16 protein-coding genes are annotated in these 23369 nt (G+C 58.1%); 4 read left to right on the top strand and 12 right to left on the bottom strand.

Annotated elements, in window-relative coordinates; genetic code table 11:
- Nucleotides 1-13 precede the first annotated feature (13 nt).
- From F0155_RS05605 to tssB, 12 genes are all read right to left on the bottom strand, one after another.
- A complete protein-coding gene (locus tag F0155_RS05605) occupies nt 14-919 on the bottom strand; it encodes a type VI secretion system-associated protein TagO (protein ID WP_161599757.1) in 906 nt (301 codons plus the stop codon).
- A 1-nt stretch (nt 920) separates the two neighbouring features.
- Nucleotides 921-2540 (bottom strand): sigma-54 interaction domain-containing protein, encoded by a 1620-nt coding sequence (locus F0155_RS05610; RefSeq protein WP_150523505.1) that lies wholly within the window; start codon nt 2538-2540, stop codon nt 921-923.
- Nucleotides 2541-2543: 3 nt separating this feature from the next.
- Complete coding sequence (gene tssH / locus F0155_RS05615; protein WP_150523506.1) at nt 2544-5243, bottom strand: type VI secretion system ATPase TssH; 2700 nt, start codon at nt 5241-5243, stop codon at nt 2544-2546.
- Nucleotides 5244-5258: 15 nt separating this feature from the next.
- Nucleotides 5259-6062 carry a type IVB secretion system protein IcmH/DotU gene (icmH, locus tag F0155_RS05620; RefSeq protein ID WP_192913759.1) on the bottom strand — a complete coding sequence of 268 codons (804 nt, stop codon included), beginning with the start codon at nt 6060-6062 and terminating at the stop codon, nt 5259-5261.
- Entirely contained in the window at nt 6062-7411 is a 1350-nt protein-coding gene (gene tssK / locus F0155_RS05625) for a type VI secretion system baseplate subunit TssK (protein ID WP_150523508.1), read from the bottom strand. Before tssK ends, icmH begins: the two co-directional genes overlap by 1 nt.
- A gap of 31 nt (nt 7412-7442) precedes the next feature.
- The gene (gene tssJ / locus F0155_RS05630) at nt 7443-8003 is read right to left on the bottom strand and encodes a type VI secretion system lipoprotein TssJ (protein ID WP_150523509.1); all 561 of its coding nucleotides are present in this window, start codon (nt 8001-8003) and stop codon (nt 7443-7445) included.
- Nucleotides 7993-9489, bottom strand: coding sequence for a type VI secretion system-associated FHA domain protein TagH (gene tagH / locus F0155_RS05635; protein WP_150523510.1), 1497 nt, complete (start codon nt 9487-9489; stop codon nt 7993-7995). The genes tssJ and tagH overlap by 11 nt, the downstream gene beginning before the upstream one ends.
- 10 nt (nt 9490-9499) lie before the next feature.
- Nucleotides 9500-10594, bottom strand: coding sequence for a type VI secretion system baseplate subunit TssG (tssG, locus tag F0155_RS05640; protein WP_192913760.1), 1095 nt, complete (start codon nt 10592-10594; stop codon nt 9500-9502).
- Nucleotides 10558-12282, bottom strand: a complete 1725-nt coding sequence (tssF, locus tag F0155_RS05645; protein WP_244303462.1) for a type VI secretion system baseplate subunit TssF — start codon at nt 12280-12282, stop codon at nt 10558-10560. Before tssF ends, tssG begins: the two co-directional genes overlap by 37 nt.
- A 108-nt stretch (nt 12283-12390) precedes the next feature.
- Nucleotides 12391-12852, bottom strand: coding sequence for a type VI secretion system baseplate subunit TssE (gene tssE / locus F0155_RS05650; RefSeq protein WP_192913761.1), 462 nt, complete (start codon nt 12850-12852; stop codon nt 12391-12393).
- Nucleotides 12853-12866: 14 nt separating this feature from the next.
- The gene (tssC, locus tag F0155_RS05655; protein WP_150523512.1) at nt 12867-14360 is read right to left on the bottom strand and encodes a type VI secretion system contractile sheath large subunit; all 1494 of its coding nucleotides are present in this window, start codon (nt 14358-14360) and stop codon (nt 12867-12869) included.
- A gap of 73 nt (nt 14361-14433) precedes the next feature.
- On the bottom strand, nt 14434-15063 hold the full coding sequence (gene tssB / locus F0155_RS05660) for a type VI secretion system contractile sheath small subunit (RefSeq protein WP_150523513.1): 630 nt from the start codon (nt 15061-15063) through the stop codon (nt 14434-14436).
- A gap of 291 nt (nt 15064-15354) precedes the next feature.
- On the opposite strand from tssB, the gene tssM reads away from it, so the two are divergent.
- The 4 genes from tssM to F0155_RS05680 all read left to right on the top strand — a co-directional run bounded on the left by tssM (nt 15355) and on the right by F0155_RS05680 (nt 23222).
- Complete coding sequence (tssM, locus tag F0155_RS05665; RefSeq protein ID WP_192913762.1) at nt 15355-18957, top strand: type VI secretion system membrane subunit TssM; 3603 nt, start codon at nt 15355-15357, stop codon at nt 18955-18957.
- 5 nt (nt 18958-18962) lie between these two features.
- Nucleotides 18963-20456, top strand: a complete 1494-nt coding sequence (locus tag F0155_RS05670) for a TssA family type VI secretion system protein (RefSeq protein WP_150523515.1) — start codon at nt 18963-18965, stop codon at nt 20454-20456.
- A 132-nt stretch (nt 20457-20588) separates the two neighbouring features.
- The gene (locus F0155_RS05675) at nt 20589-21515 is read left to right on the top strand and encodes a LysR family transcriptional regulator (RefSeq protein ID WP_150523516.1); all 927 of its coding nucleotides are present in this window, start codon (nt 20589-20591) and stop codon (nt 21513-21515) included.
- Nucleotides 21516-21611: 96 nt separating this feature from the next.
- Nucleotides 21612-23222, top strand: coding sequence for an ABC transporter substrate-binding protein (locus F0155_RS05680; RefSeq protein ID WP_150523517.1), 1611 nt, complete (start codon nt 21612-21614; stop codon nt 23220-23222).
- The last annotated feature ends 147 nt before the right edge of the window (nt 23223-23369 follow it).

Below are 23369 nucleotides of genomic sequence, written 5' to 3' on the forward strand. Positions count from 1 at the left end.
TAGGGTTTGGCCTTTACCAACGGCAGGCGCGGCGCAGCGGCTGGAGCAGTTCCTTCAGGTTTGACGTCTCGAAGACAATCGCCTTTTCCCGGCCATCAACGACGACGTCGAACTGAAGCCGCTCGGACTGGATCCATTTCGTGATGTGCGAAATGCTGACCAGACCACGCGCTGCCATCAACACGCGGTCATTTTCCGATGTCTGCCAGATATCACGCTCGGCAATGTTTCCGTCGACACGCACTTCCACCTGGTTCCGGCGAACTGGAGCCTCACTGGGAAGCATCAGCCGTGCGGTCGTAATGTCAGCTTCGCAAGAGAGCATCAGGATTGTCTTGCGCTCGTCTGCTGCAGCATCAGCTGGCAGTGTTTCGCCCATGGTCAGGTAAATGTTGGCGGTTCCCGGCTCCAAAGTGTCCTCCGGGCTGCGCTCCACCAAGGCTGCAGCCGCCTTTTCCGGCAGGATTGCGCCGCTTTCATCACCGAAATCCGCCGGGAGTGGCTGTTCAGCCGCCTGCCGCACATCGACAATCAGTTCCTGCAGCGTTCGAAGGCTCGGTTGCCCGACGCGCGAATAGCGGAACTGCCAGGATTGGTCGCCGGAAGGCCGTGCGTCTTCCATCTCGTGGGCAATGCGTTCCAGCGGGCCGAAGTTCTCGTATTTTGAAGGTGCGGGCGCGGAAGAGGTCTCCGGTGTCCACAGAATCGGTTTCTTTCCGGCAATGACGGATTTTGGCGTGCCAAGAAGTGCGTCGAAGCAGGCGAGGCGATCAAACCGGTCCGGTTCCTGCGTGCAGGCCTCGATTGCCTTGTCAGCAACGTCACGGGCAGAAGCCGACCCTTGGGCTGAAAGGCAAAGAGCCGTCCCCAGAAGCAGGGAGCTGAACAGCTGGCGCGAGAAGGGAGAAGCTGAGGGCATGTCAGTGTCCTTTGGGGTCCGGCTCGGTCGCATCAGTGTCGGCAGAGCCGATGCAATAGCGGGCCAGCTTGTTTGCAAGGGTGCGGCGCGGGATCTTGAGATGGGAGGCCATCAACTGGCGGTTCCCGGCAAACTGTTCGTGACAGCGGGTCAGAAGATCGCGCTCGACGAGAGCGAGGGTATCGGGCAGGCCAGAGCGACCGATCTGTGCGTCCAGTGTGGCAGCTTGCGGTTCACTTGATGCTGGGGGCTGCGTGCCCACGGCGAGCGAATGCAGGACCTCGTCAATGATGGTACCGGTTATCACCGATCCGTCCACCGCCAGAAGGGCTGCCCGGATCATGCAGTTCTGGAGTTCGCGGATATTCCCGGTGAAGGGATGCGCCTCAAGGCGCTCAAGTGCGTCATCAGACAGGAGCTTGACCGGTTGGTCCTCGCGTGCTGCCATCTCCGAGAGGAAATAGCGCGCAAGATAGGTGATATCTCCGAACCGGTCGCGAAGCGGCGGAAGCTTGAGTGTCAGCTGCGCGATCCGGTGATAGAGGTCGGCACGAAAAGTGCCGGTTTCCACCGCCTTGCGCAGGTCCTTGTGGGTTGCCGTGATCAGGCGGAAGTCGACCTCGACCTCGGTGCGGGCACCAAGCGGACGGATCTTGCGTTCCTGCAGGACGCGCAGGAGCTTGGCCTGAAGCGATAGCGGCAGATCGCCGATCTCGTCGAGAAACAACGTGCCTCCGGACGCTTTCATCATCAGGCCTTCGCGAGCCTGATCAGCGCCGGTAAAGGCTCCTTTTTCATAGCCGAACAGCTCGCTTTCGATCAGGTTTTCAGGCAGGGCCGAGCAGTTTTCGGCAACCCATGGGCCACCGGACCGGGTCGACAGACGGTGCAGCGCGCGGGCGGCGAGTTCCTTGCCGGTTCCGGTCTCTCCCTGCACAAGAATGCAGTAGTCCCGAGTGGCATAACGGGCAATCTGGCTTCGCATTTCACTCACTTGCGCCGATGTGCCGACAAGCCTCTCTGCAAGTGCGGCATTCAGCCGGGCCCATCCTTCGGCCTGCTTTTCCTTTTGTGAAACCCGAGGTTCGTCCTTGTGTTCATAGGCATCAACCAGCGGGCGCAGTTTCAGGAATACATCGAAGAGTTCACTGAGCGCTTCGCGCACAAGCTCCATGTCACGGGGAGGCGGAGCAGAAAGGTTGGCTAGAAGAACCCCGGAGCCGGCCTTCAGCATGGAAGGCTCGCCGTCAGAACCGGGAACTTCCAGACGCAGGGCAAGCAACCAGCCGCGCGTTGCGAAAATCTGCTGGCGGAAGGTTTCCGCCGTTTCCGGGGCGCTGGGGCCTTGCGCAAACATCACCGATGTCTGAAGGGCCGCCACGACATCAGACTGTTGCCGATCCCAGCCAAGTCCGAGATCAGGCAGTTTGCCAACCGCATAGGTGCCTTCGCTTGCCAGAGGGCGAAGCGTTCGTCCTGTCGCGTCCACGACATAAAACGCAACGGACTGCGCCTCGCACAGCTCCATTGCCCCATGCGCAAGCGCTGCGTGAAGACGCGCAGAGGTCCGGGCCTCAAGAAGCGGTCGTTCCAGATTTGCGGTCATGGTTCGGCGCAGCACAGCCTAAGCCTCCTGAACGGCTTCCAGACTGGGCTCCTCGTTTTCCTCCTGCCTGAGGCTGGTCTGGAAGGCAAAGCCCTTGTCTTCCTCATAGTCGACGAGAATGTCGGAGAGGGTTTCGCCGCGTTGCCCGGCTTCCAGAATTTCAAGCGAAAGGGTCGGCAGGAGCTGGCGCTGGATAACCTGATCGACAAAGCGGGCCCCGTTGGCCGATACACCACACATGGCCTGCACGCGTCCGGCCGCAGCCTCGCTGATGGTCAACGTGATCTTTTGGCTGTCCTTCAAAAGCTGGCACAGCGCATCGAGTTTCAACCCGACAATCTCTGCCATAACTTCGTCGGAGAGCGGCAGATAGACGATCGGCTCCATACGGGCCAAAAGCGCCGGCTTGAAATGCTGGGCAAAAAGCGGTTGCAAGGAGCGTCCCATGACGGCGGGCGAGGGGATCTTGCCCTCTTCGGCAGTCGCCACCCAGTTTTCGATCTGATCCGATCCGAGGTTGCTGGTGAGGAAGAAAACGACGTTCTTGCAATCAATCAGGCGGCCTTCGCCATCGGCGAGTTCCCCCTTGTCAAAGGCCTGATAAAACAGGTTCAGAACATTCGGGTCCGCTTTTTCCACCTCATCCAGCAAAACGACGGAATAGGGCTTCTTGCGAATGGCTTCGGTCAGGATGCCGCCTTCGCCATAACCGACATAGCCGGGGGGAGAACCGATCAGGCGCGAGATCGTGTGGCGTTCCTGATATTCGGACATGTTGATCGTCGTCAGGAACTGTTCCCCGCCGAACAATTGGCGGGCAACCTCCAGCGCTGTCTCGGTCTTGCCGACGCCGGAAGGTCCGGCCAGCAGGAAGACGCCAAGAGGTTGCCCCTTGCGGTGCAGATCCAGCCGGGAGGCTCGCAACCGTTCTTCCACCGCAGCGAGGGCATGATCCTGCCCTCGAATGGTTTGTTTCATGGTTTCGCTCAGCGTCAAAAGACGCTGGTAGTCATCCTCCACCATGGAAGACACCGGAATGCCGGTCCAGTCGCCGATAACGGCGGCCACTTCCGCAGCCCCCACTTCAATGGGCACAAGCCTATCCTGTTCGCGAATGGCACCAAACTCCCGCGTGATACGGTCAAGTTCGGCGCGGGAAAGGCTCTCAACGCCTTCTGCCTGCTCGCCGCCATTAAGGAGTGAACGTCGTTGAACAACGAGTTCGCCAGCGAGTTCGCGCTGGTGGTCCAGTCTGGAATCCAGCTCGGAGATCTCGGCAACAAGCTCACCCTCGCGGTTATCGAGATAGTTGAGGCGGTCCTGCTGGTCCTGCGGCAAGGTGCCAAGAGCCTGATCGCGCAACAGGCCAAGGCGCTCGCGCTCCAGCGCCTTTTGTTCCTGCATCAGCCGTTCCATTTCGGCCGGAAGCGAGTCGAAGCAGGCAGTGACGCGCGCGCAAGCAGTGTCGATGACGTCAATAGCCTTGTCCGGCAGCTGTCTACCGGTGATGTAGCGGGCAGAAAGCCGGGCAGCCGCCTCAAGCGCCTTTTCGGAAATGTAGACCCCGTGCGCCTTCTCATAGGACGCTTTCAAGCCGCGCAGGATGATGACTGCATCTTCCACGGTCGGTTCGTCCAGCTTCACCAGCTGGAAGCGGCGGGTGAGGGCCGGGTCTTTTTCGAAATAGGTCTTGTATTCGCTCCAGGTCGTCGCGGCGATGGTCTTGAGTTCGCCGCGGGCAAGAGCCGGTTTCAGGAGGTTGGCCGCATCCGACCCGCCCTTGTCGCCGCCCGCACCAATCAGCGTGTGGGCTTCGTCAATGAAGAGAATGATTGGATCAGGGCTGGATTTCACTTCCTCGATGACGGCCTTCAGGCGCTTTTCGAACTCACCCTTCATGGATGCGCCTGCCTGCAGGGAGCCAACGTCGAGTCCCCAGACAGCCACGCCCTTAAGGGCCTCGGGAACATCGCCTTCGGCCACTTTCAGCGCAAAGCCCTCAGCAAGAGCCGTCTTGCCGACCCCGGCCTCGCCAACGCAGATCGGATTGTTCTTGCGCCGACGGCACAGGATCTCGATGATCTGGCGAATTTCCCGGTCGCGGCAGAAAATCGGGTCGATCTGGCCTTCGCGGGCAAGGTCGGTGAAATTCGTGCCAAAGCGGGCAAGGGCGCTGTCTCCGGACGGATCGGCACCACCTGAAGATGCGGCCCCTTGCGCCGGGACTCCGGCATTTTGTTCTTCGACAGACCCGTTCGTAAGGCCGGCAAAACGGCGTGTCAGGTCGTCCGGCGACAGTGGAGACAGCCGGTCGTAATAGGCAAAGTCGCAATACCGTCCAAGGTCGCCGAGAATGGCGAGCAGGATTGCGCCGGAGCGAATGGCCGGTTCCTGCAGCTGAACGGAGGTGATGATCCACGCATCCTGAAGGAGATCAAGAAGCAACGGCGAGAAGGTCGGCGTGCGGTCGGACTGGGTCTGACGGAAGCGCGCAAAGGTCCGTTCCACATCTTCATGCAGATGGTCCGGGTCGACCCCGTTGTCCTTCAGGATAATCCTGACATCGGCGCCCGGCTGCTTGAGGAGAACCGACAGGAGATGCTCGACGGTCACTTCGCGGTGGGATTTGGCAACACACACCGAGCCAGCTTCTTCGATCGCGCGGCGGGAACAGGTGTTGAGGCGGTCGATCAGGGACCGGATATCCAGTCGAGCCATATTAAACTCCAGAAATCAAAGCATGTTTTTCAACTGTTCGACGACAGTGTCGGTATATTGGTCAATCGCGTAGTAGAACCCGGCGAAAGTCGCCACACACAGACAGGCGAACACGATCCAGATGTAGGAAACCGGGGTCTGGCGGCGGATGAAGTGGACCTTGTCGAACACCTTGTCGCGGAATGAGACGAGAGTTTCCGGCGCATCGCCGCGCTCCTTGCGGATGGCGTCGTGAACCTCGCGGATGACGTCTTCCAGCTGGGTGCGCCCGTTGTGCATCACCCGGTACTTGCCTTCAAAACCAAGGCACAGCAACAGGTAGAGGAACTCGATGAGTTCGACATATCTTGGCGGATCACGCATCAGGCGGCCGAGAACGATGAAGAACTTTTCGCCGCCCCAGGTTTCCGAATGAAAAAGGGCCAGAAGGCTGCGTTCTGACCAGTCGGATTCCTCACCCCATTTCGAGCACATCACGGCTTCGTCTATCGCCGAGCAAAGGCAATAGCGATGGGCGAGGATCGTCGCGCGGTCATATCCTTCCCGGTGCAGTTCCAGTTCCAGTGACTCGATCTCTGCCTTGATGTCCCGGTGCAGGTGGTCGATGTTGTTGAATTCCGACACATCCGGAATCCGGGCGATCAGGGCGAGCAACGACTGGCTGGCATCAACGATCTTGTTGACGCTGTTGCCGCGAAGCGGAAAGGCAAGCCGATTGCTCAGTTGCAGCGACGGCGGCAGACTCTTTTGCGTCGTTGCCGGGGTTGCGTCGACCGTCTTGGCCGGTTCCATTTCAAAAATGCTTGCGACCTCGTTCATCACGATGACCTTTCATTTCGGATCGCCCAGAACTGCATGTCGAGATCGGGGAACGTGCCGGCGACATGGAACGCGAAGCCGCTGGCATTGGTCATGTGTCCCCAACCGGCCGAATTCTGGTCGAGCTGGAAGTAGGTGAACCCGGCGTGGTAGGGCAGCTGCCGGGGCGGCGAGGGCAGGCGCTGCAGGACAACGCCCGGCAAGTGGAGCTGGATAAGCTCCCGGATTTTTTCGATGGACGACACCTTGGTCTGGGCAGGGAAGTCCCGCGCCAGCTTCTCAAGCTGCACGCTGGCCTTGATCGCGATGACGAAGATCGCGTTCTCCATCAGGCTGCGATCTGCAATCGGTGACGTGTAGATGCCGAATTTCTGCTTGTAGAGCGGCAGGGCAATCGCGTTGGCCTCGAAGATCGCCGTCAGGGACTGGCGTAGCGACGAGATCACCGGGTCGAAGCAGATGCGTGGCTCTTCGTGGTGATAGGCAGGCCATGGAGGTGGCATGCGCTGGTCATGGGAAAAGGTGGCGAGTTCCCCGGCAGCCTTTCCGAAGGTCATGAAAAGGTCTTTCGGATGAACGCCGGCAATGGTCGACAAATGCCGGAACTCCGGCCACAGGCGGTTGACCGTCTGCAGCATCAGGAAGTCCGAAACATCCGATACCCCGCGCTGTCCGGGAGACCCCAGACGTGCCGAAATCTGCCGGGCGCGCTGCTGCAGAAGACCGACGAAGTCATCAAGTACCTTCTTCAAGGTCGGCAGCGCTTCCAGATTGGACGCAGTTGGCAGGAACTCGTCATCCAGAACCAGACTGCCATCAGAACGCTTCTCGCGAATGCGGGCAATCGGCAGGCAGGTATAGGAGGAGCGGTCTTCTTCTTCCAACATCAGCCGGACACGGTACTGGGCAACACCGACCACGAAGGGCTCGGTGTCGGCAGAGGCATTGTCACGTACTTCCTGATCGACCGACCGCATGCGGGTGTTGTCCTGCGGCTGGATGGCATCCTCGATTTCCGGGACGCCGTTCAGGCGCAGGGGCAGGGCGATATAGACCCTCTGGTCGACGATGTTGCGCGTGCTGACATCCAGTGCGTCCGGCGGACTGGTTTCCCCCGGGATGTCCAGAATGGAACCGTCCGGGAAAACGCCCTGCGCGTGGTCAACCAGAACCTTGCCATGCAGAAGATTCTCCAGATTGATCCGGATACGCGACAAGCCGGTCTGATACGGGTCCAGCGTGTCGGCCCGGGTCTTGACCAGATACTCCATGTATCGCTGTTGCTGCTGAAAGTGGTGGGGCTTCAAGAACAGCCCGTCCCGCCAGACAACATGGTTTCTCAATGACATTCGAAAGCGATCCTGCAGTGTTTGCGCGTACTCAGCGGTGAAGGTTCGTGATGATCTTGCGGCGGTTCATGACCGCAAGAAGCTTGTAGGTTTCTCCCTTGGACTTGACGGCTTCCACCGTTCGCCAATCGACCTTGTCCGGTTCCATGTAGCCACCGGCGATGCCGATGAAGGTCGTGTCCTTTTCCAGTTCCAGTTCGTTGATTGTCTTGGATTGTCCGGGCTCCACCTGAACCTCCTTCACCTTGACAAAGGTGGTGGAGAGAACGGCCTTCGGATCGGTGACCAATGTCTCGAAATCGGCCTGAAAGAACTTGCCGTCATCGCTCAGCTGGAAGACCCAAACGTCGATGGGAACAGATTCCCCGCCTTCGTTCCGATTGGCTCCAGTCTCGGAATAGACCGTGATGTCGACGAGCGAGGGCTGGTCCTTCGGCTCGCCAACGGGGATTTTCGGGTCCTTGATGACCTTGATCACCTTGCCCGGAATTTCCTGCGCTCCGCATCCGGGAAGCAGGCACACCAATGCGATCGCCGACAAGACGATCAGAAACTTGAAGATACGCTGCACACCAAACCCGCTAGAGGTCATGAACGGACGCACTCCCGAACTGGCTTTCCAGCGTTTTGCTCCGCATTTCGCGGTCATAAACCTGACGGAAGATTTCCCAGAACATGCGACCCAGTCCGCGCTGGCGGTCAGACTTCATCTCGCTGTAATAGTGCTGGTACATCTGCCAGTGCCATGCATCGGCATCACCGGACTTCGGCGCATGCCCCTTGTAGCGGGCGAAGCGGCGAGAAAGCTGGGCCGGAGACAACGCGCCCAGCACGGCATCAAGGGCAGCCTCGATGGCTGTCTGGCTGGCTTCCTCATGCGCCGTGATCTGCGCAAGGCTTTCCTCGATTGCAGCGGGCGCGTTCAAATGCACCGGGCTTTGAACCAGAAACAGGTCCCGAACAGCATCACCCGGCGTCATGCCCAAACGCAGCGGATTGTCTTCTACCGGATGCAGATGGGTATCGTTGAGGCTGTTGCGGTCACCGCCCTGGCGATTGTGGATTTCCATCAGGCCGATAATGGCCGCCAGCATGGCTTCCCCGGTTTCGCGTGCAACGCGGTTTGCCTCCGGAACGCTCATGTCCGAAACCGGCAGGCCCATGGCGTTGAGGAGGGGGCGCAACACCACATGGTCGACCTGCTGATCCTCGTCAAAGTTTCCGGATTTTACGCCGTCATGCCATTCCTCACGCGCCCGGATCTGGCTGATGCTGCGCGAGCCGGCTTGGGTCAATTCCTGCAGATAGCTGTCGAGATCCTCGCCATTCGAGGTCGGTCTTGGTCCGGAAAAATGTGCGTTCTGCGCCATCGGATCATCAAGCCCGAGACTGTCGGTGCCCTGTTGAGGCCGGATATTCAAATCGTCGATCAATGTCTTGTCATCGGACATCGAGCTTGTCCCCCGTTTGCGATCAAACAGAGCAACCGGATCCGTGCTGTCGTCTTCCAGGCTCTGTGAAACCTTGTTCAAATGTGTGATCGGATCGAGCGCTTCCTTGACGGCGCGATCCCGCGTGGCGAAAAATTCGGCCTTTTCATCATCGGCTTCGGAATAGTCGGCGAGGATCGCTTCCGCGTTCAGCTGCTCACGCCGGTCGTCGTTCTGCAGGCTTCCGGGCACGAGGGTCTCGATGGACGAGAACTGGCCCGCCCATTGTTCGCCCGGTGTCTTGCCGCCGGATGCGGACTTCTCGCTCTCCGCGATGTAGACCGAGACATTGAAATCCCCGATGTTCCACGTATCGCCATCCGAGACGGAAAAGGTCGAGCCGGGGCGCATGGGTCGGGACGAGCGATTGACGATCATCCCCTCGCGGTCGAGAGGTGTCGCGCAGAAATGGCCGTCCTGCTGGAAGATCTTGACGTGGAAGTCCGCCACCGATCCGGCCCGGTCCATCAGCTGCCAGTCGGCATCGGGAGCCGAGCCTATGACGCCACCGCTTGCTTCGAAAACCGAAGTCGCGGCGATACCACTTTCCAGATTGGTCGTATTGTTGACGGCGAGGATCATTTTCATGGCAGCCTCCTCACAATCGTGCCGTGATCAGCACATCACGCTGACCGGCATCTCCGGAGCCAAGAAAGGAAGACCAACCGAGGTGGCCTTCATCGGAATCTGACAAGTCGAGCGGCCGTGCCTGACGGGGGGCAAGGCCCAGCTTGATGTCGTAAGCATGCTGGTCTCGAAGCATGAACTCGATCAGTTGCTTGAGCGCCGCATGGTCCTTGCCACTCGGCAGGAAGTCCTGGAACCGCTCAAAGCTGAGGTTCTTCAGATAGATGTTGAACTTGCTGGCAATGTCGGGAACCCGGTCACCGATAACGACGTTCTCGCCGAGCTGGAAATTCTGTGTCCCGAGTGCCGAGCGTTGGTTCAGGGGAATGTCCACTTTGCGCTGGATCCATTCCTCCACTTCCACATCCTCGTGAAAGAAGGCATGGGCTACCACGCTCGCAACCACCTGCGGCGAGCGGTTTCTGGAGGCCAGAATGCCTGTAAAGGTCAGAAGTCGGGCCCAGTTGATCGAAGAGGTGTCCCGTGCTTCCCGATCCGCCAGCCCGAATACGCAGAACATGTTCTGCGAGAAGTTGTCCTGCGCCTCCGGCTGATAGCGCACGTAGTAACGATACTTGCGCATCGTGCGGTGCATCAGGCCGATCAACCGGTTATGGAAGAAGTCGAAAAAGCCCTTCAGGAGAGAGCCTTCCGCGTCATAGCGGGCAATCGTTTCCTGATAGTAGGAGGGTAGGGGCGAGTTTGCTCCGTGTAGCCCCAAAAAGGCAACTTCCAGCTGGAACGGCTGGGCGAGTTCGGCATTGGAAGTGCCGTTCAGCTTGATATCCGACGGAAAGTCAGGAACCGGACCATTGCCGCTCTTGTGATCTGTGTTCGGTGAGAGCGGCAGCTCGATGCGATTGATGTCGGAAATCGGAAAACCGAGGCGGTGATCGACCGAAAAGAAGATCTTTTCGTCAGACGGCAACAGGTGGCTCCCCACTTCGTTGCCGCCGTCATAAAGGCGCTGAATATGCTCCACCGCCTGGAAAAACGACCAGGTGCGGGCATCCTGGACCAAACGGTCCGTCAGATAATCGGCTGCCGACCGATTTTCGCTGGCCATTGGTACACCTCGTTGTTTTCCGCGCCCTCAACGATCAGCTCGTGAAACGAGTTGATGCTGGCATAGAGCGTGAAGAATTCGGCAAGAACACTCGCAAACAGGTACATGTCGCCTTCGCTCTGAAAGGCGGATTCCTGCAGTTTCATAGTGGACAGAAGCCCGCGCACCGGTTGGCCGCGGAACAGTTTGTCAAAGGGTTTCGTGTGGATGGACAACAGGCCGCTCAACCGGCGCTGGCTGGTCCTTTCGGCCCGCCGGTCCGCCTGAGCCTGAAAATCGTAAACCGCCAGAACCGCGCTCAATGCATCCTTGTCGAGAAGTGAGACATAATTCAGCGACAGGTTGGAAATCATGTTCCAGTACAAGCTGCCGTCGAGCGGCGGAAACACCGGAGGGGTCGGTTGGTCGAGGTTCCTGAACTGGGCGTAGGCTGGCGTATCCTCGGTCGGCACGCATATGTCACCCCCGCCAAGCTCGTGGGCGTGAGACGCATTAAAGCAGGTCAGTTCGGCTGACAGAACTTCATGGTCAGGCACGACAGGGGAATTGTCATGCCGCACGAAGGATAGCAGGTGATCCATGCCAGCGCCCTGCAGCGCCTCACGCATTCTGAGCCTGTAGTAAATCTGCTTCAGACCCTGTGCCCGTTCCACCTCGTGATGGAAGGACTCAAATGGCGGATAGTCCCGAAGATGCGATCCGGTTTTCGGATCCTCTATCGATCGCCAGCTCATCACACGGTCCACCGAGAAGATGTTCATGGTCTTCTTGGCGTTGGAGGAGGGGCGCAGCGGGTAATGCAGCCGGCGATGATTGATCATCATCGGCTCAGCGTCATGACTGAAGAGATTGACCGCAGGCGTGCAATAGAGCCGCACTGTCCCCGGACGCACCTTGATGTCCGGCGGAAGAGGGCGCTCGAAGCGCACAGTGATACGGAACCCAAGCGCATCCGATTGGGCGAACAGCCGACCAAGGTCGAGCAGGTCGAAACAGAGGAACTTTGCCGGAAAGACAAAATATTCCCGCAAGAGCCGATAGCCCTCATAGGCGGCATTTCCGGCAGACAGCATTGCCTCGTTCGGGGAAAATCCACCCGGCCTGATCAGATCCTTCGGTAGACGGAAGGAAGGTCCGGATCCGTTTTCCCCCGTTGGCGTGATTTCGACGGAGGAAAGGTATCGACCGAACCACAGATAAAGTGTCTGTGCGGTGACCTCGTCGCCGGAAAACCAGAGACGCAGGTTCTTCAGGTCGATCTTCGACAGTGGCAAGCCCGACAGCGTTTCCAGATCGATGTGCAGCGTGGTCGACTGACGGGAGCGTTCGATTGTCTGACGTTCGATCTCAAGCGGATAGATCTCCACGTCCGATGTCGTCTTGAACGGACACACGACGCCGTCAACCGGGCGAGAGAGGATCTCCGTATGGCGAGGAACAACCTGACGTTCTGTGATTGCCTTTTCGATCGGCGCCAGTTTCATCATGGTCGAAGACGGGAAGGGGCGCAGGAAATTCGGCAGCAGAAGGTTCAGGACCGAATGGGTCAGTTCCGGCAGCTCGTCATCCAGCTTTTCCCGAAGCTTGGATGTCAGAAAGGCAAAGCCTTCCAGAATGCGTTCGACATCAGGGTCGGTCGAGCGCTCCGACAGATACTTGACGAGCTTCGGATTGCTTTCGGAGAACATCCGACCGCTTTCCCGAAGGTATGTAAGCTCGTCCTGAAAGTATCGTGATCTCACGTGTCAAAACCATCCCGAATACCGGCTTCGGGCCCTGAAATTAGCGTCTTAAATCTAGCGAATATGGGCGGCGCGCCCGTCCCGCATGAGCAGGTCGATCTGAACAAGTTCCTTGTTGTTTCCGGCCGGGACGTCGGCAACGATCCGGAAGTTCAGGTCAAGCGGACGGTCGGGGTCTTTTGAGCACTCGACGGTTCGGACCCGAACACGTGGTTCGTACCGGTCAATGCAGCGCCGAATAGAGGCCGCGATGTGCTGGGTCAGGTCGTTGGATTCCACGGAGGAGACGTTGAAATCGACCAGCCCAAGCTCCGGGGCAGAGGCTGCGCCGCCCTCGCGGGCATTCAACAGGCGCAGCAAATGCCGTTTGATCGACCGCACGGTGCCCTGGACTTCTGTCCCCGTGCTGTCGACCGACCGGTCCTCTTCATCAAGGACCAGTCGTTCAAACAGGCTGCCGGCCGCAGCGCGGTTCCGGCTATTCCATACCTCGGTCGTGTCCGTTCTCCGTCTCACGACACATCCCCCGATCAATCATCCTTGTCGAGCTTGCCGACAAGTGAGAGTTCGAAGTTGGCACCCATGTATTTGAAGTGCGGACGCACCTTCAGGGAAACCTGGTACCAGCCCGGATCGCCCTCGACATCCGATACTTCCACTTGCGCTGCGCGCAGCGGGCGGCGGGAGCGAACGTCCTGCGGCGGGTTTTCCTGATCGGCCACATACTGCTTGAGCCAGGTGTTGAGCTCGCGCTCAAGGTCTTCCTTCTCTTTCCAGCTGCCGATCTGCTCGCGCTGCAGCACCTTGATGTAGTGTGCCAAGCGGTTGATGATCATCATGTAGGGAAGCTGGGTACCAAGCTTGTAGTTGGTCTCCGCTGCCTTGCCTTCCTTGGTGTTCTGGAAGATCTTCGGCTTTTGGGCAGAGTTCGCGGAGAAGAAGGCCGCGTTGTCGGATCCCTTGCGCATGGTCAGCGCGATGAAACCTTCTTCCGCCAGCTCGTATTCGCGCCGGTCGGTGATCAGGATTTCAGTCGGGATCTTTTCTTCCAGCTGGCCAAACGCTTCATAAACGTGGACTGGAAGATCATACACGGCGCCGCCAGACAGCGGGCCGATGATGTTCGGGCACCAACGGTACTTGGCAAAGGACTCCGTCAGGCGAGTTGCCATCAGGAAAGACGTGTTGCCCCAAAGATAGTTGTCATGATCCTTGGTGACATTCTCGTTGTAGACGAATGACTTGATCGGATTCTCTTCCGCGTCATACGGCATCCGCAGCAGGAAGCGCGGGCAGGTTAGGCCCACATAGCGGGAATCTTCGCTCTGGCGGAAGCCCATCCATTTGCGATAGCGCGGGCCCTCGTAAATCGAGAACAGGTCCTTTTGCGCCGGAAGGTCGACATAGTCGTCGACATCGAACATCTGTGGGGCGGCGGCTGCAATGAACGGGGCATGCGCCATCGCACCCACAGCGGCGACATACTGGAGGAGTTTTATGTCGCGTGCACCTGGGCCGAAGTCGTAATTGGCAATCATCGCGCCAACCGGCTCACCGCCAAACTGGCCGTATCCGGAAGCATAGACATGCTTGTATAGACCGGACTGAACCACTTCGGGGCTTGTCTCGAAGTCCTCCAGAAGCTTGTCTTTGGATACTGAAATAATGTCGATCTTGATGTTTTCACGGAAGTCCGTGCGATCCACCAGCAGTTTCAGGCCGCGCCATGCAGATTCGAGCTCCTGAAAGCTCTTGTCGTGCATGATTTCGTCGATCTGAAGTGACACCTTTTCGTCCAGCTGGGCGATCATCTGGTCTACGAGCACGCGGTTGATGCGCTCGCCTGGCTTGCGGCTGGAAATCATGTCCGCGATGAAGGCTTCAACGCCCCGCCGCGCTATGGAATAGCTTTCAGAATCATCCGGCTGGATGCGTGTCTCTTCCATGATCTGGTCGAGAAGCGATACATGCGCAGCATCGCCTGTCCGCGGAGCAGTTGCCGCGGCCGAGCCTGTCTGTGTCATTTCTGTACTCTCTCTCAAGTGCCGAAACCGGCGCAATTATTTGGGTTTGGGCAGCCCCGCAGGGCCGCCAAAATCAGCTATTCAAATCAGGGCGGGCGCCGTCTTCGTCTGCATCTGCAGAGGGGGCTGATGTACCGTCACCCTCAGGTGCTTCGCCGTTATCGGATGCAGCGGCCCCATTCAGGTATTGGCCGCGTTTCGCGTTGTCGGCGCGTGTTTCAATGCTCTGCAGCTCTTCAATCAGCTTCTGGCGGGAATCCTCGTCTTCGAGGATCTGTTCCAGGCGCTTGCGAAAGGCAGGGATGTTTCCGAGCGGTCCCTTGAGCGCAACCAGCGCTTCGCGCAGTTCGATCAGACGTTCGAGTTCCGGGACCTGCTTGACGATTTCGTCCGGAGAAAAATCCTTGAGGCCCTTGAATTTCAGATTGACCGTCAGTCGAGCGTCTTCATCGTCAGATAGGGTGTTCTTGACGTTGAGTTCACGCGAAAGCCCTGCTTCCTGCATGACAGAATTGAAGGTGTTCTTGTCGACGGAAAGGACGTCCCGTTCTTCCAGCGGCGTATCGTCCTCGCGGCCAAGATAGTCGCCGAGCATGACCAAACGCAGCGGCAGTTCCACCTCTTCCTGCTGATCACCGGTTGCAGGCACGTAACGGATGTTGATCCGCTCCTTGGGAGCAACTGAGCCTTCTTTTCCGGCCATTTGAAACCTCCTCAATAAATTCCGGAACGTTCTCGTGCACTACCGGAAATTGGTAGCCGTCTAACGACCGGTTATGAAAACGAATTTGTTTCTGAGGTTTTCAATACCTCAAGATGCCGAAGCGGCAATCATGTTGAATTGCATAACAGTATGTTGTTGTCATTGACAAGCCTAATGTCGACATATAATCGGAAATAAATTGATAAATAAAACCATGTTGCAACTGTCACTAGATTCAGGGTTGCATGCGGTTTTTCTTGGCTTTGACTCAATATTGGTGGGTATTTCTCCATGATTTCGAGCGTTGTTTCGAAGATATTTGGCTTTCTGAAGAAATTTGTGCTCAGTATATGGTCAGCAGTCAGATCCTATTTGTTTGCAAGTTTTGTATTCACTCTCTTTGTATGCATTGCGATCTGGTTCCTTGGCCCAAAGATTGCAATCTCCGGTTACAGACCTCTCGAGCCTGTTACTTTCCGACTTGTGGCGATCAGTGCCGCGATTTTTATCTGGGGCCTCAACAATCTGGTCACCGAGTTCTATCGAAAGCGGAAGCAGGAGCGGGAAGCCCAAAAAAAGCAGGAAGACAAGCCGCGCGATCCCATGAAGGAGCGGATCAGCGCCTTCGAACAGTCGTTTCGAAACGCGATGGCGACCATCCGTACCAGTTGGCTGGGCATGGATGGCTGCAAGGGGAGCCGCGATTCCCTCTACGCTTTGCCGTGGTATGTGGTGCTCGGTTTTCCAGCGGCCGGAAAGACGTCGTTGATCGTCGAATCCGATCTGAAATTCCCGCTCGCCCATCTCTTTTCGCAGGAGGACGCCAAGCAGGTTTCCGAAACGCAGGACGTGGACTACTGGGTCACAGATGATGCGATTCTTTTTGACGTCGCCGGTCAAATCCTGACGCATCAGCGAAGCAGTCTTTCCGACAATGTCCTCGATGTATCGGCATTGCTCTGGCAGAAATTCCTTGGCCTTCTTCAGGAGTACCGTCCGCGCAGGCCGATCAACGGAGCCATCGTCTGCATCGATGTCCTTGATCTCATTCAGTCTTCCCCTGAGGTGCGCGACAACAAGGCGGCGCTTCTTCATGCGCGTCTAGTGGAGATGTCCGAAGCGCTTGGAACGCGTTACACGGTCCATGTTCTGGTAACAAAGGTTGATCTGCTCGACGGTTTCAACGAGTTCGTAGCAGGGCTGCCACAAAGCCAGCGGCAGGAACCGTTCGGCTTCTCGTTCGACCTCCAGCCGGAAAGCTCTGCCAACGCGTGGATGGAGGAATTTGCCAAGGCCTATGACGCGTTTCTTGATCGCGTCAACGACCAGATGCTCGACCGCATTGTCGATCAGAGGTCCACAATGGCGCGGCGCAAGCTCTACACCTTTTCCCGTCAGCTGGCCGGTCTGCGCGACCTGCTGAACGAGTTCCTGACCACAAGCCTGCATCAGGACAAGTTCTCCACCGCGCCTCAGGTGCGGGGCGTGTTCATGACGTCGAGCCGTCAGGAGGCCGTGCCCTTCAACGCGGTTCTGACAGCCGCATCCCAGAAATACGAAATCCGTACGCCTGTGCTCTCCGTTCACAACGGATATTCCCGCAACTTCTTCGCCAGCGATCTCCTGAAGACGGTCGTTTTCCGGGAAGCCGGGCTCGCCGGGGACAATGTTCGCATCGAGCGGGCGAAAAAGCTCAAGTTCGCAGTGTCCGCTGCAGCAGCCTCGGTGCTTTTTGTCGGCTTCACCGGGTTCTACTGGCTCGCATACACCAACAACCGGGCGAAAGCTGACGAAGTTGTTGATATCGCCAAGGGGTTCCAGGAGATTCGCGGTCAGAATGCTGATGTCAGCGGCGAGACGGCAGGCGCTGTATTCCTGCCTCCGCTGAACTCGCTGAAATCGGCTGCCGGGATCTTCGGCAACTACCGCGACTGGAACGCGATCAGTTCTGCGGCGACCCTTTATCAGGGACGAAAGATCGGACCGGAAATCGAGAAATCCTATGTCGCACTGCTCGACAAGGCCTTTCTGCCCGACATCGGCTCGCATGTGCATCAACGCATTGACAAACTGGGCAAGGTGAAGGCAACCAAGGACAGCGACGAGCGGTTGGAAGCCCTGCGCATCTACCTGATGCTCGGCGACAAGGAGCGGCGCAACAATACCCTGGTTGAAGGCTGGGTAGGTGAAGTCTGGCAGAACGATTTCACGGGGGACAGCAAGACGCAGGCCGAACTGCAGGACCACCTCAATTTCGCGATTGAAACGGTGGGGCTGGAAACGCAGCTGGACGACGTCATGGTTCAGGCCGCTCAAGCGGACTTGCGTGAAGTCCCGCGAGACCTGCGGCTATACCGCAATATCGAGCAGCTGGGCGACCGCCAGCTTGTGACACCGGTTAATCTGCGGAACGATATCGGCCCAGCTTACAACATCATATTCGAAGCTGGCAGCAAAGCCGGGCAGCAGGCAGAACCTGTTGAAGTCAAACCCTTCTTCACCAAGGATGCCTTCCTTGAGTTCTTCATCAAGCAAAATGACACATTGTCGGTTGTTGCGGTTGAAGATGCTTGGGTGGCGGGTGAGCGAGAAACGGTCAGCTACTCGCCAAAGGATCTGGAGACGTTCCGTCGCAAGGTCGCCGGGCGCTATGCAACCAACTACATCACCGCGTGGTCCGACGCCCTGAATGCACTCGACATGGTGGATTTCGAGAATGTCGATCAGGCGGTTGACGTACTTGAGCAGATCACCGGCCCGGAAAATCCTTTTGGCCGTCTCTTGGGGCGGGTAAAGGACGAAACCGAGGTCTATGAGGAAAAGCTGGTCGAGCTTGAGGCAAATCAGGCAACTGACGCGGAATTGCCGTTTGATCTCAACCGGGAGCAGGGCCTGCGCATCCGCCGTGCGTTCTTCCGCCTCAACGACGTTGGGACCGCTGGCGAAAACGAGAAGGCCTATCTGGAAGACCTCCAGACAGCACTTGATCGCCTCTACGAGTATTTAAAGGAAATCCGGCAGGCTGGCGAGCGGTCCGGCGAGGTTGCCCTGACCAAGGCGAAGGCCCGTATCAAGCTGGAAGGTGATGATCCGATCTACGTCATCAAGCGGCTTGGCGTGGATCTTCCCGAACCTCTCAATCGCTTCTTCGAGAAGATCGCCGACCAGAGCTGGAAGGTGGTGCTGAAGAAGTCCAAGGAAGAGCTGCAGCGCGGCTGGAACGACGAGGTTTATGCCGAGTACAATCTCAGCCTTGCGACCCGTTATCCATTCACGACAGATGCTCGCGAGGAAGTCCCGCTTCAGGATTTCGAGGCGTTCTTCGGACCCGGCGGCAAGATCGAAAAGTTCTACGAAGACAATCTGGTGCTTTTCGTGGACGAGGGGACCGGCGAGCCGCGCACAATCGATGGGCGCAGTCTGGTCATCAACAGAACATTCCTGACGCAGCTGAAAAAGGCGCTTGACCTGCGCAAGCACTATTTTGCCAGCGATGGCACGCTTGGCATCAGCTACACCATTGAACCGCAAAATCTTTCTGGAAAATTCCGCCGTGCCGTGATGAATGTCGAAGGACAGATCATCTCCTACACCCACGGACCCCGCCGTCCGATCCGGGTGATCTGGCCGAACGAATTGTCCAAGCAGGCTGAAAGCAAGCTGACCGTTTTCCCGGCGGGCAGGGATCGTCCTCAAACGGTCTCGTTCACGGGGCCATGGTCCGGTTTCCGCCTGCTGGATTCAGGAACGGTAACCAATTTCACCGGCAACGGGACGGTCGTTCGCTTCGACATTGGTGGAGCCAGTGCAAGCTATGTCGTGGTGCAGGAAGGGCAGAAGAATCCGGCAGGCCAAAGCCCTCTGACCGATCTTGTCCTGCCAGCCCGGATGTAGTTGATATGGCAAAGACAGCGGCGACGAAGGACGCGGAAAAGAGCTCAAGGTCGGCCAAACCTGCCAAGGTTGAGGAGACGGGTGCGACCGATCCGTTTGTCGACGCTGTCAGGGCCAATCTGTCCGCTCCGTCATCGCGGGATCTGGAGGACGAGCCGCGTTTTGATGTCGTCGACGATGCCTTGATGAAGCGCGGGACACTGGCCCACGGGTCCATTGACTGGTCTGAAGTTCAGGAGGCCGCCCTCGATCTTCTGAAGGTCAAGGCCAAGGATTTGCGGCTGGTTGAAGCCATGTGCCTATCGCTCACCCAGAACCCGACGCGCGAAACCTTCCTGTCCGCATTTCAAGGGCTGCTTGCTTTCCTTGATCTCGACCCGGCCACACGCCAGCCAGCCAATCAGAAGCAGTTCGAAACTCAGCTCGGGCGCGTTGTAGGCAATCTGTCTCGCAAGGACCTTCCGGGTCCTGATGGGGAGCTGAAGGCGGATTTGACATCTGCTCTTGGTGCCTTGGCCAGTCACGAACTGATCCGTGCCGCAGGGCTCGGAAAGTCCTTTGCCGACATGCGCGCCCGGCTGGATCTGGAAGTTGAGAAGGTGGCAGGCGACAGGCCGTCGGAGGCCGGAAAACCCGTCCAGAAGGCTGCCGTGAACTCCCCCGCAATTGCTGCTCAAGCGGCGTCGGACAAGGGAGGGGATGCCGCGAAAGAAACGGACTGGCGCGCGCTCAAGCGGTCTGCCGGAGAAATTGCAGATATCCTCTTTGATCTCGACCCAACTGCTCCCGTGTCCTACCAGCTTCGGCGGACCGTCACATGGGGCGACATCACGGCCAGCCCGCCCATTCGCGAAGGCAACAAGACCATCGTTCCACCGGTGGCCGTCGACACGGTTGATCGCTACAGTCTGGCGCTTTCAAGTGGTACGGTTGACCGCGACGTGGTGAAACGCCTTGAACGTACCTTGCAGTCCATGCCGTTCTGGCTGGATGGGCATAAGTTGGCCGCAGACTTTGCAGCTCTCGCCGGGCGAAAGGCGGTCCAAGAAGCAATCCTGGCAGATCTTTCCCGCCTCCTGAAGAGATTTCCGGAGCTGGCAGACCTTGAATTTGCAGACGGAACGCCGCTTGCGTCTCAAGAGACGTTAAACGCGCTCGAAGGGACATCTCGACTGGGAGCCGAAGATGACGAAGGGGCGGAAAGCTCGCAGCCTTCTAAAGAAAATCCGCTTCCTGCACCTGCCGATCTCTCCCGCCTCGTCTCCGGTGAGGGCGAGGCCGAAAGCTGGAACCGCACCTTCCGCAATGCGCGGTCACCCCGGACGCGGACTCTCATGGAAATCGATGTTCTGGAGCAACTGTCCGGCGCAGGTCTTTTCAGCCTTGCTGCCGATCAGGCAGGCCGTCTGAAGGATTGGGCCAAAGGCCATTCCATTGCCGAATGGGACCCGGAAATCGTCGCGCGGCTAGATGCCCTGAACAACCGAAGCGGGAAATGAAGACCTGACCTTCTGTTGAGGGGAGCTGGTCCGGCATGACGCATGGGTCGAACAAGGACGACCCGAGTTGCAGTTTACCGGCTTTGCAGACAATACTGACTGGGCATTTTTTCCAACCGGTCAGTTTTTCCCATGCAATTGAAGCAGCTTGAAGTGTTTGACGCCATTGTCCGATCCGGCTCCGTCTCTGCGGCAGCGCGTGAAATGGGCATGACGCAGTCGGCTGTCAGCAAGATCCTGGCCCGATTTGAGGAAGAGCTCGGCTACGAGGTTTTCTATCGCCAGAACGGCAAGCTGTTGCCATCGCCACGGGCGTCTTCAGTGCTTGAAAGGGTGCGCCGTGTGCTCGAAGCGGTCTCGTCCCTGCGCGAGGTCCGCGACGACCGGGAAGATGCAAGCCAACGGATCATGAAGCTTGTAACCGTGCCCAGTCTGGCGCACGCGGTCATTCCGATGGTGCTGAATCAATTTGACAAGTACCACCCGCAAGTCCGTGTTTTATTTGACGTTCGCACGACACAGGCGACCATCGACATGATGATCCGGCAAGCGGCCGACTTCGCTCTGGTCACGTTGCCGGTTTCTCACCCAACGCTGTCCGTCAAGCCTCTATATCGCTCGACAAGCCACTGCTGTTTGCTCAAATCCCATCCGCTCGCGGCCAAGGATCACATAACGGCGGAGGACCTGATCGGCGAGCCACTCATCCTCCTGTCCGCTCGCCAGCCGACGCGCCAACAGATTGATGAAGCCTTCCGGCGCAAGGGGATCAAGCCCGTGATCCGGGTGGAGACCGCAAATGTTCTTTCCGCGTGCAAATGCGCGGAGCAGGGTTTGGGTGTCGCCATCGTCAACGCTTTGATGGCCGGATACTCGGACAGTTCCAATGTGGTGATCCGTCCCTTTTCATCCGAGATTTTTCACACGCTTGCGTTGGTGGAAGTGGCGGGTGTCGAGCGCAAGCCGGAGGTCGACAGTTTCCTGAAATGCCTCCAGAAAAGCGTTGAGCACATGTGTGCCACTACCGGTCTGGAAGTCGATACCCTTGGCAATCCCTGAGCGGTATTCCGTGTGGGAATAGGGTTTTCCGATTGTGAATACAGTTGAATTTCGGATTTCCGTCTCTGAAACTCCCTGAAAAATACGGAGGTGGAGATGAAATACGGAATTTGGACGCTGGCCCTTGCTACCGGTCTTGCGGTCGGAAGTTCGGCAGTAAACGCCGAAACCTTGACCGCAGGCTTCGCATCGGAGCCAAGCTCGGTCGACCCGCTCTATCACAACCTTGGACCGAACAATGCGCTGCGCAAGCACATGTTCGAAGCTCTGGTTGGCGAAGACGAGAATCTGGCCATCGTTCCGATGCTGGCCGTGAGCTGGAGCAACCCGGACCCACTCACATGGGAGTTCAAGCTTCGTGAAGGCGTGAAGTTCCATGATGGCGGCGACTTCACTTCGCGTGATTTCCTTTACACCGCCTGCCGCATTCCCAATGTGCCGAACAGCCCATCGTCCATGGCAGGCTTCACAAAGACCGCCGAGACAATCACGGCCCCCGATTCTCACACGATCCGGGTGACGACGGCAGCACCATATCCGCTGCTGCTGAGCGATTTTGCCAGCTTCGGCGTGGTGTCTGCGAGCGCCAACGGGCACGATGGTCCGGTAACCTATAGCAAGGACGGTTGCGAGGGCATCGCCTCCTATCCGCCCTCAGAAGATTACAATTCCGGCAAGGCGGCCATTGGAACCGGTCCGTTCAAGTTTGCCAGCTTTGTTCCCGGTGATCGCATCACCATGACCCGCAATGACGGGTATTGGGGCGACAAGCCGTATTGGGATGAGATCGTGATCCGCCCGATCACCAACAGCGGTGCCCGTGTTGCCGCTCTTTTGGCCGGCGACGTGGACATCATCGAAAAGCCGCCAGTGCAGGATCTTGAGCGTCTCAAGTCCGATCCTGCGGTCAACGTGGTCGAAGGCCCTTCCTCGCGTGTTATCTATCTGCATTTCGATCATGAAGGCGAGCCAAGCCCGGGCATCACCGGAACCAACGACAAGAACCCGCTCAAGGACATCCGAGTCCGCAAGGCCATGTCGCTGGCAATCGACCGCAAGCTGATTGTGGATCGCATCATGGGCGGTCAGGCTGTTGTGGCCCGCCAGCTGGTGCCGGACTTCATGCGTGGCGTTGATCCGGAAATCGCTCTGGAAGAGCCGAATGCGGAAGAAGCCAAGCGCCTTCTGGCTGAAGCCGGATATCCGGACGGATTCAACCTTGTGCTGGGCACGCCGAATGATCGTTACATCAACGATTCCAAGATTGCTCAGGCCGTGGCGCAGATGTTCACCCGCGTTGGCATCAAGACCGAGATTGACGCAATGACTGCCAGCGTCTTCTTCTCGCGCCGCAATGGGTATGAGTTCTCGCTCTACCTGGCCGGATGGGGCGCATCAGGTGCCGGCATGGCATCTCCGCTCCGCGCTCTGGTCGCAACCCAGAACAAGGACAAGGGACTGGGCGGCACCAACCGTGGTCGTTACTCGAATGCCGCGCTTGATGCGGAAATCGAAGCCGCTCTGGCAACCGTTGATCCGGCAGAACACGATGCCGCCCTTCGCCGGGCCAGCAAGATCGTGGTGGATGACGTGGCAATCCTGCCGCTGCATTTCGAAGTCACCCCGTGGGCTCTGCGCGCAGGTTTGACAACGACGCCGCGGGCAGACCAGCACACCGTTCTGACGACGGTCCGTCCTGCCAACTAACTCAGCGGGCGCGAGATCGGAATCGATTGAGCGCCCAAAGCTGATCGATCCAGCAGTGAACGAGCATCGTTGGGCGTTTCTACCAAAACGCCCGATGCTCTGGGGCCAAGCTCTTCGGGCCGGGGTTTTCCCGGCCCGTCCCAACCG

Source organism: Roseibium sediminis (genome assembly GCF_008711325.1).
Classification (GTDB): Bacteria; Pseudomonadota; Alphaproteobacteria; order Rhizobiales; family Stappiaceae; genus Roseibium; species Roseibium sediminis.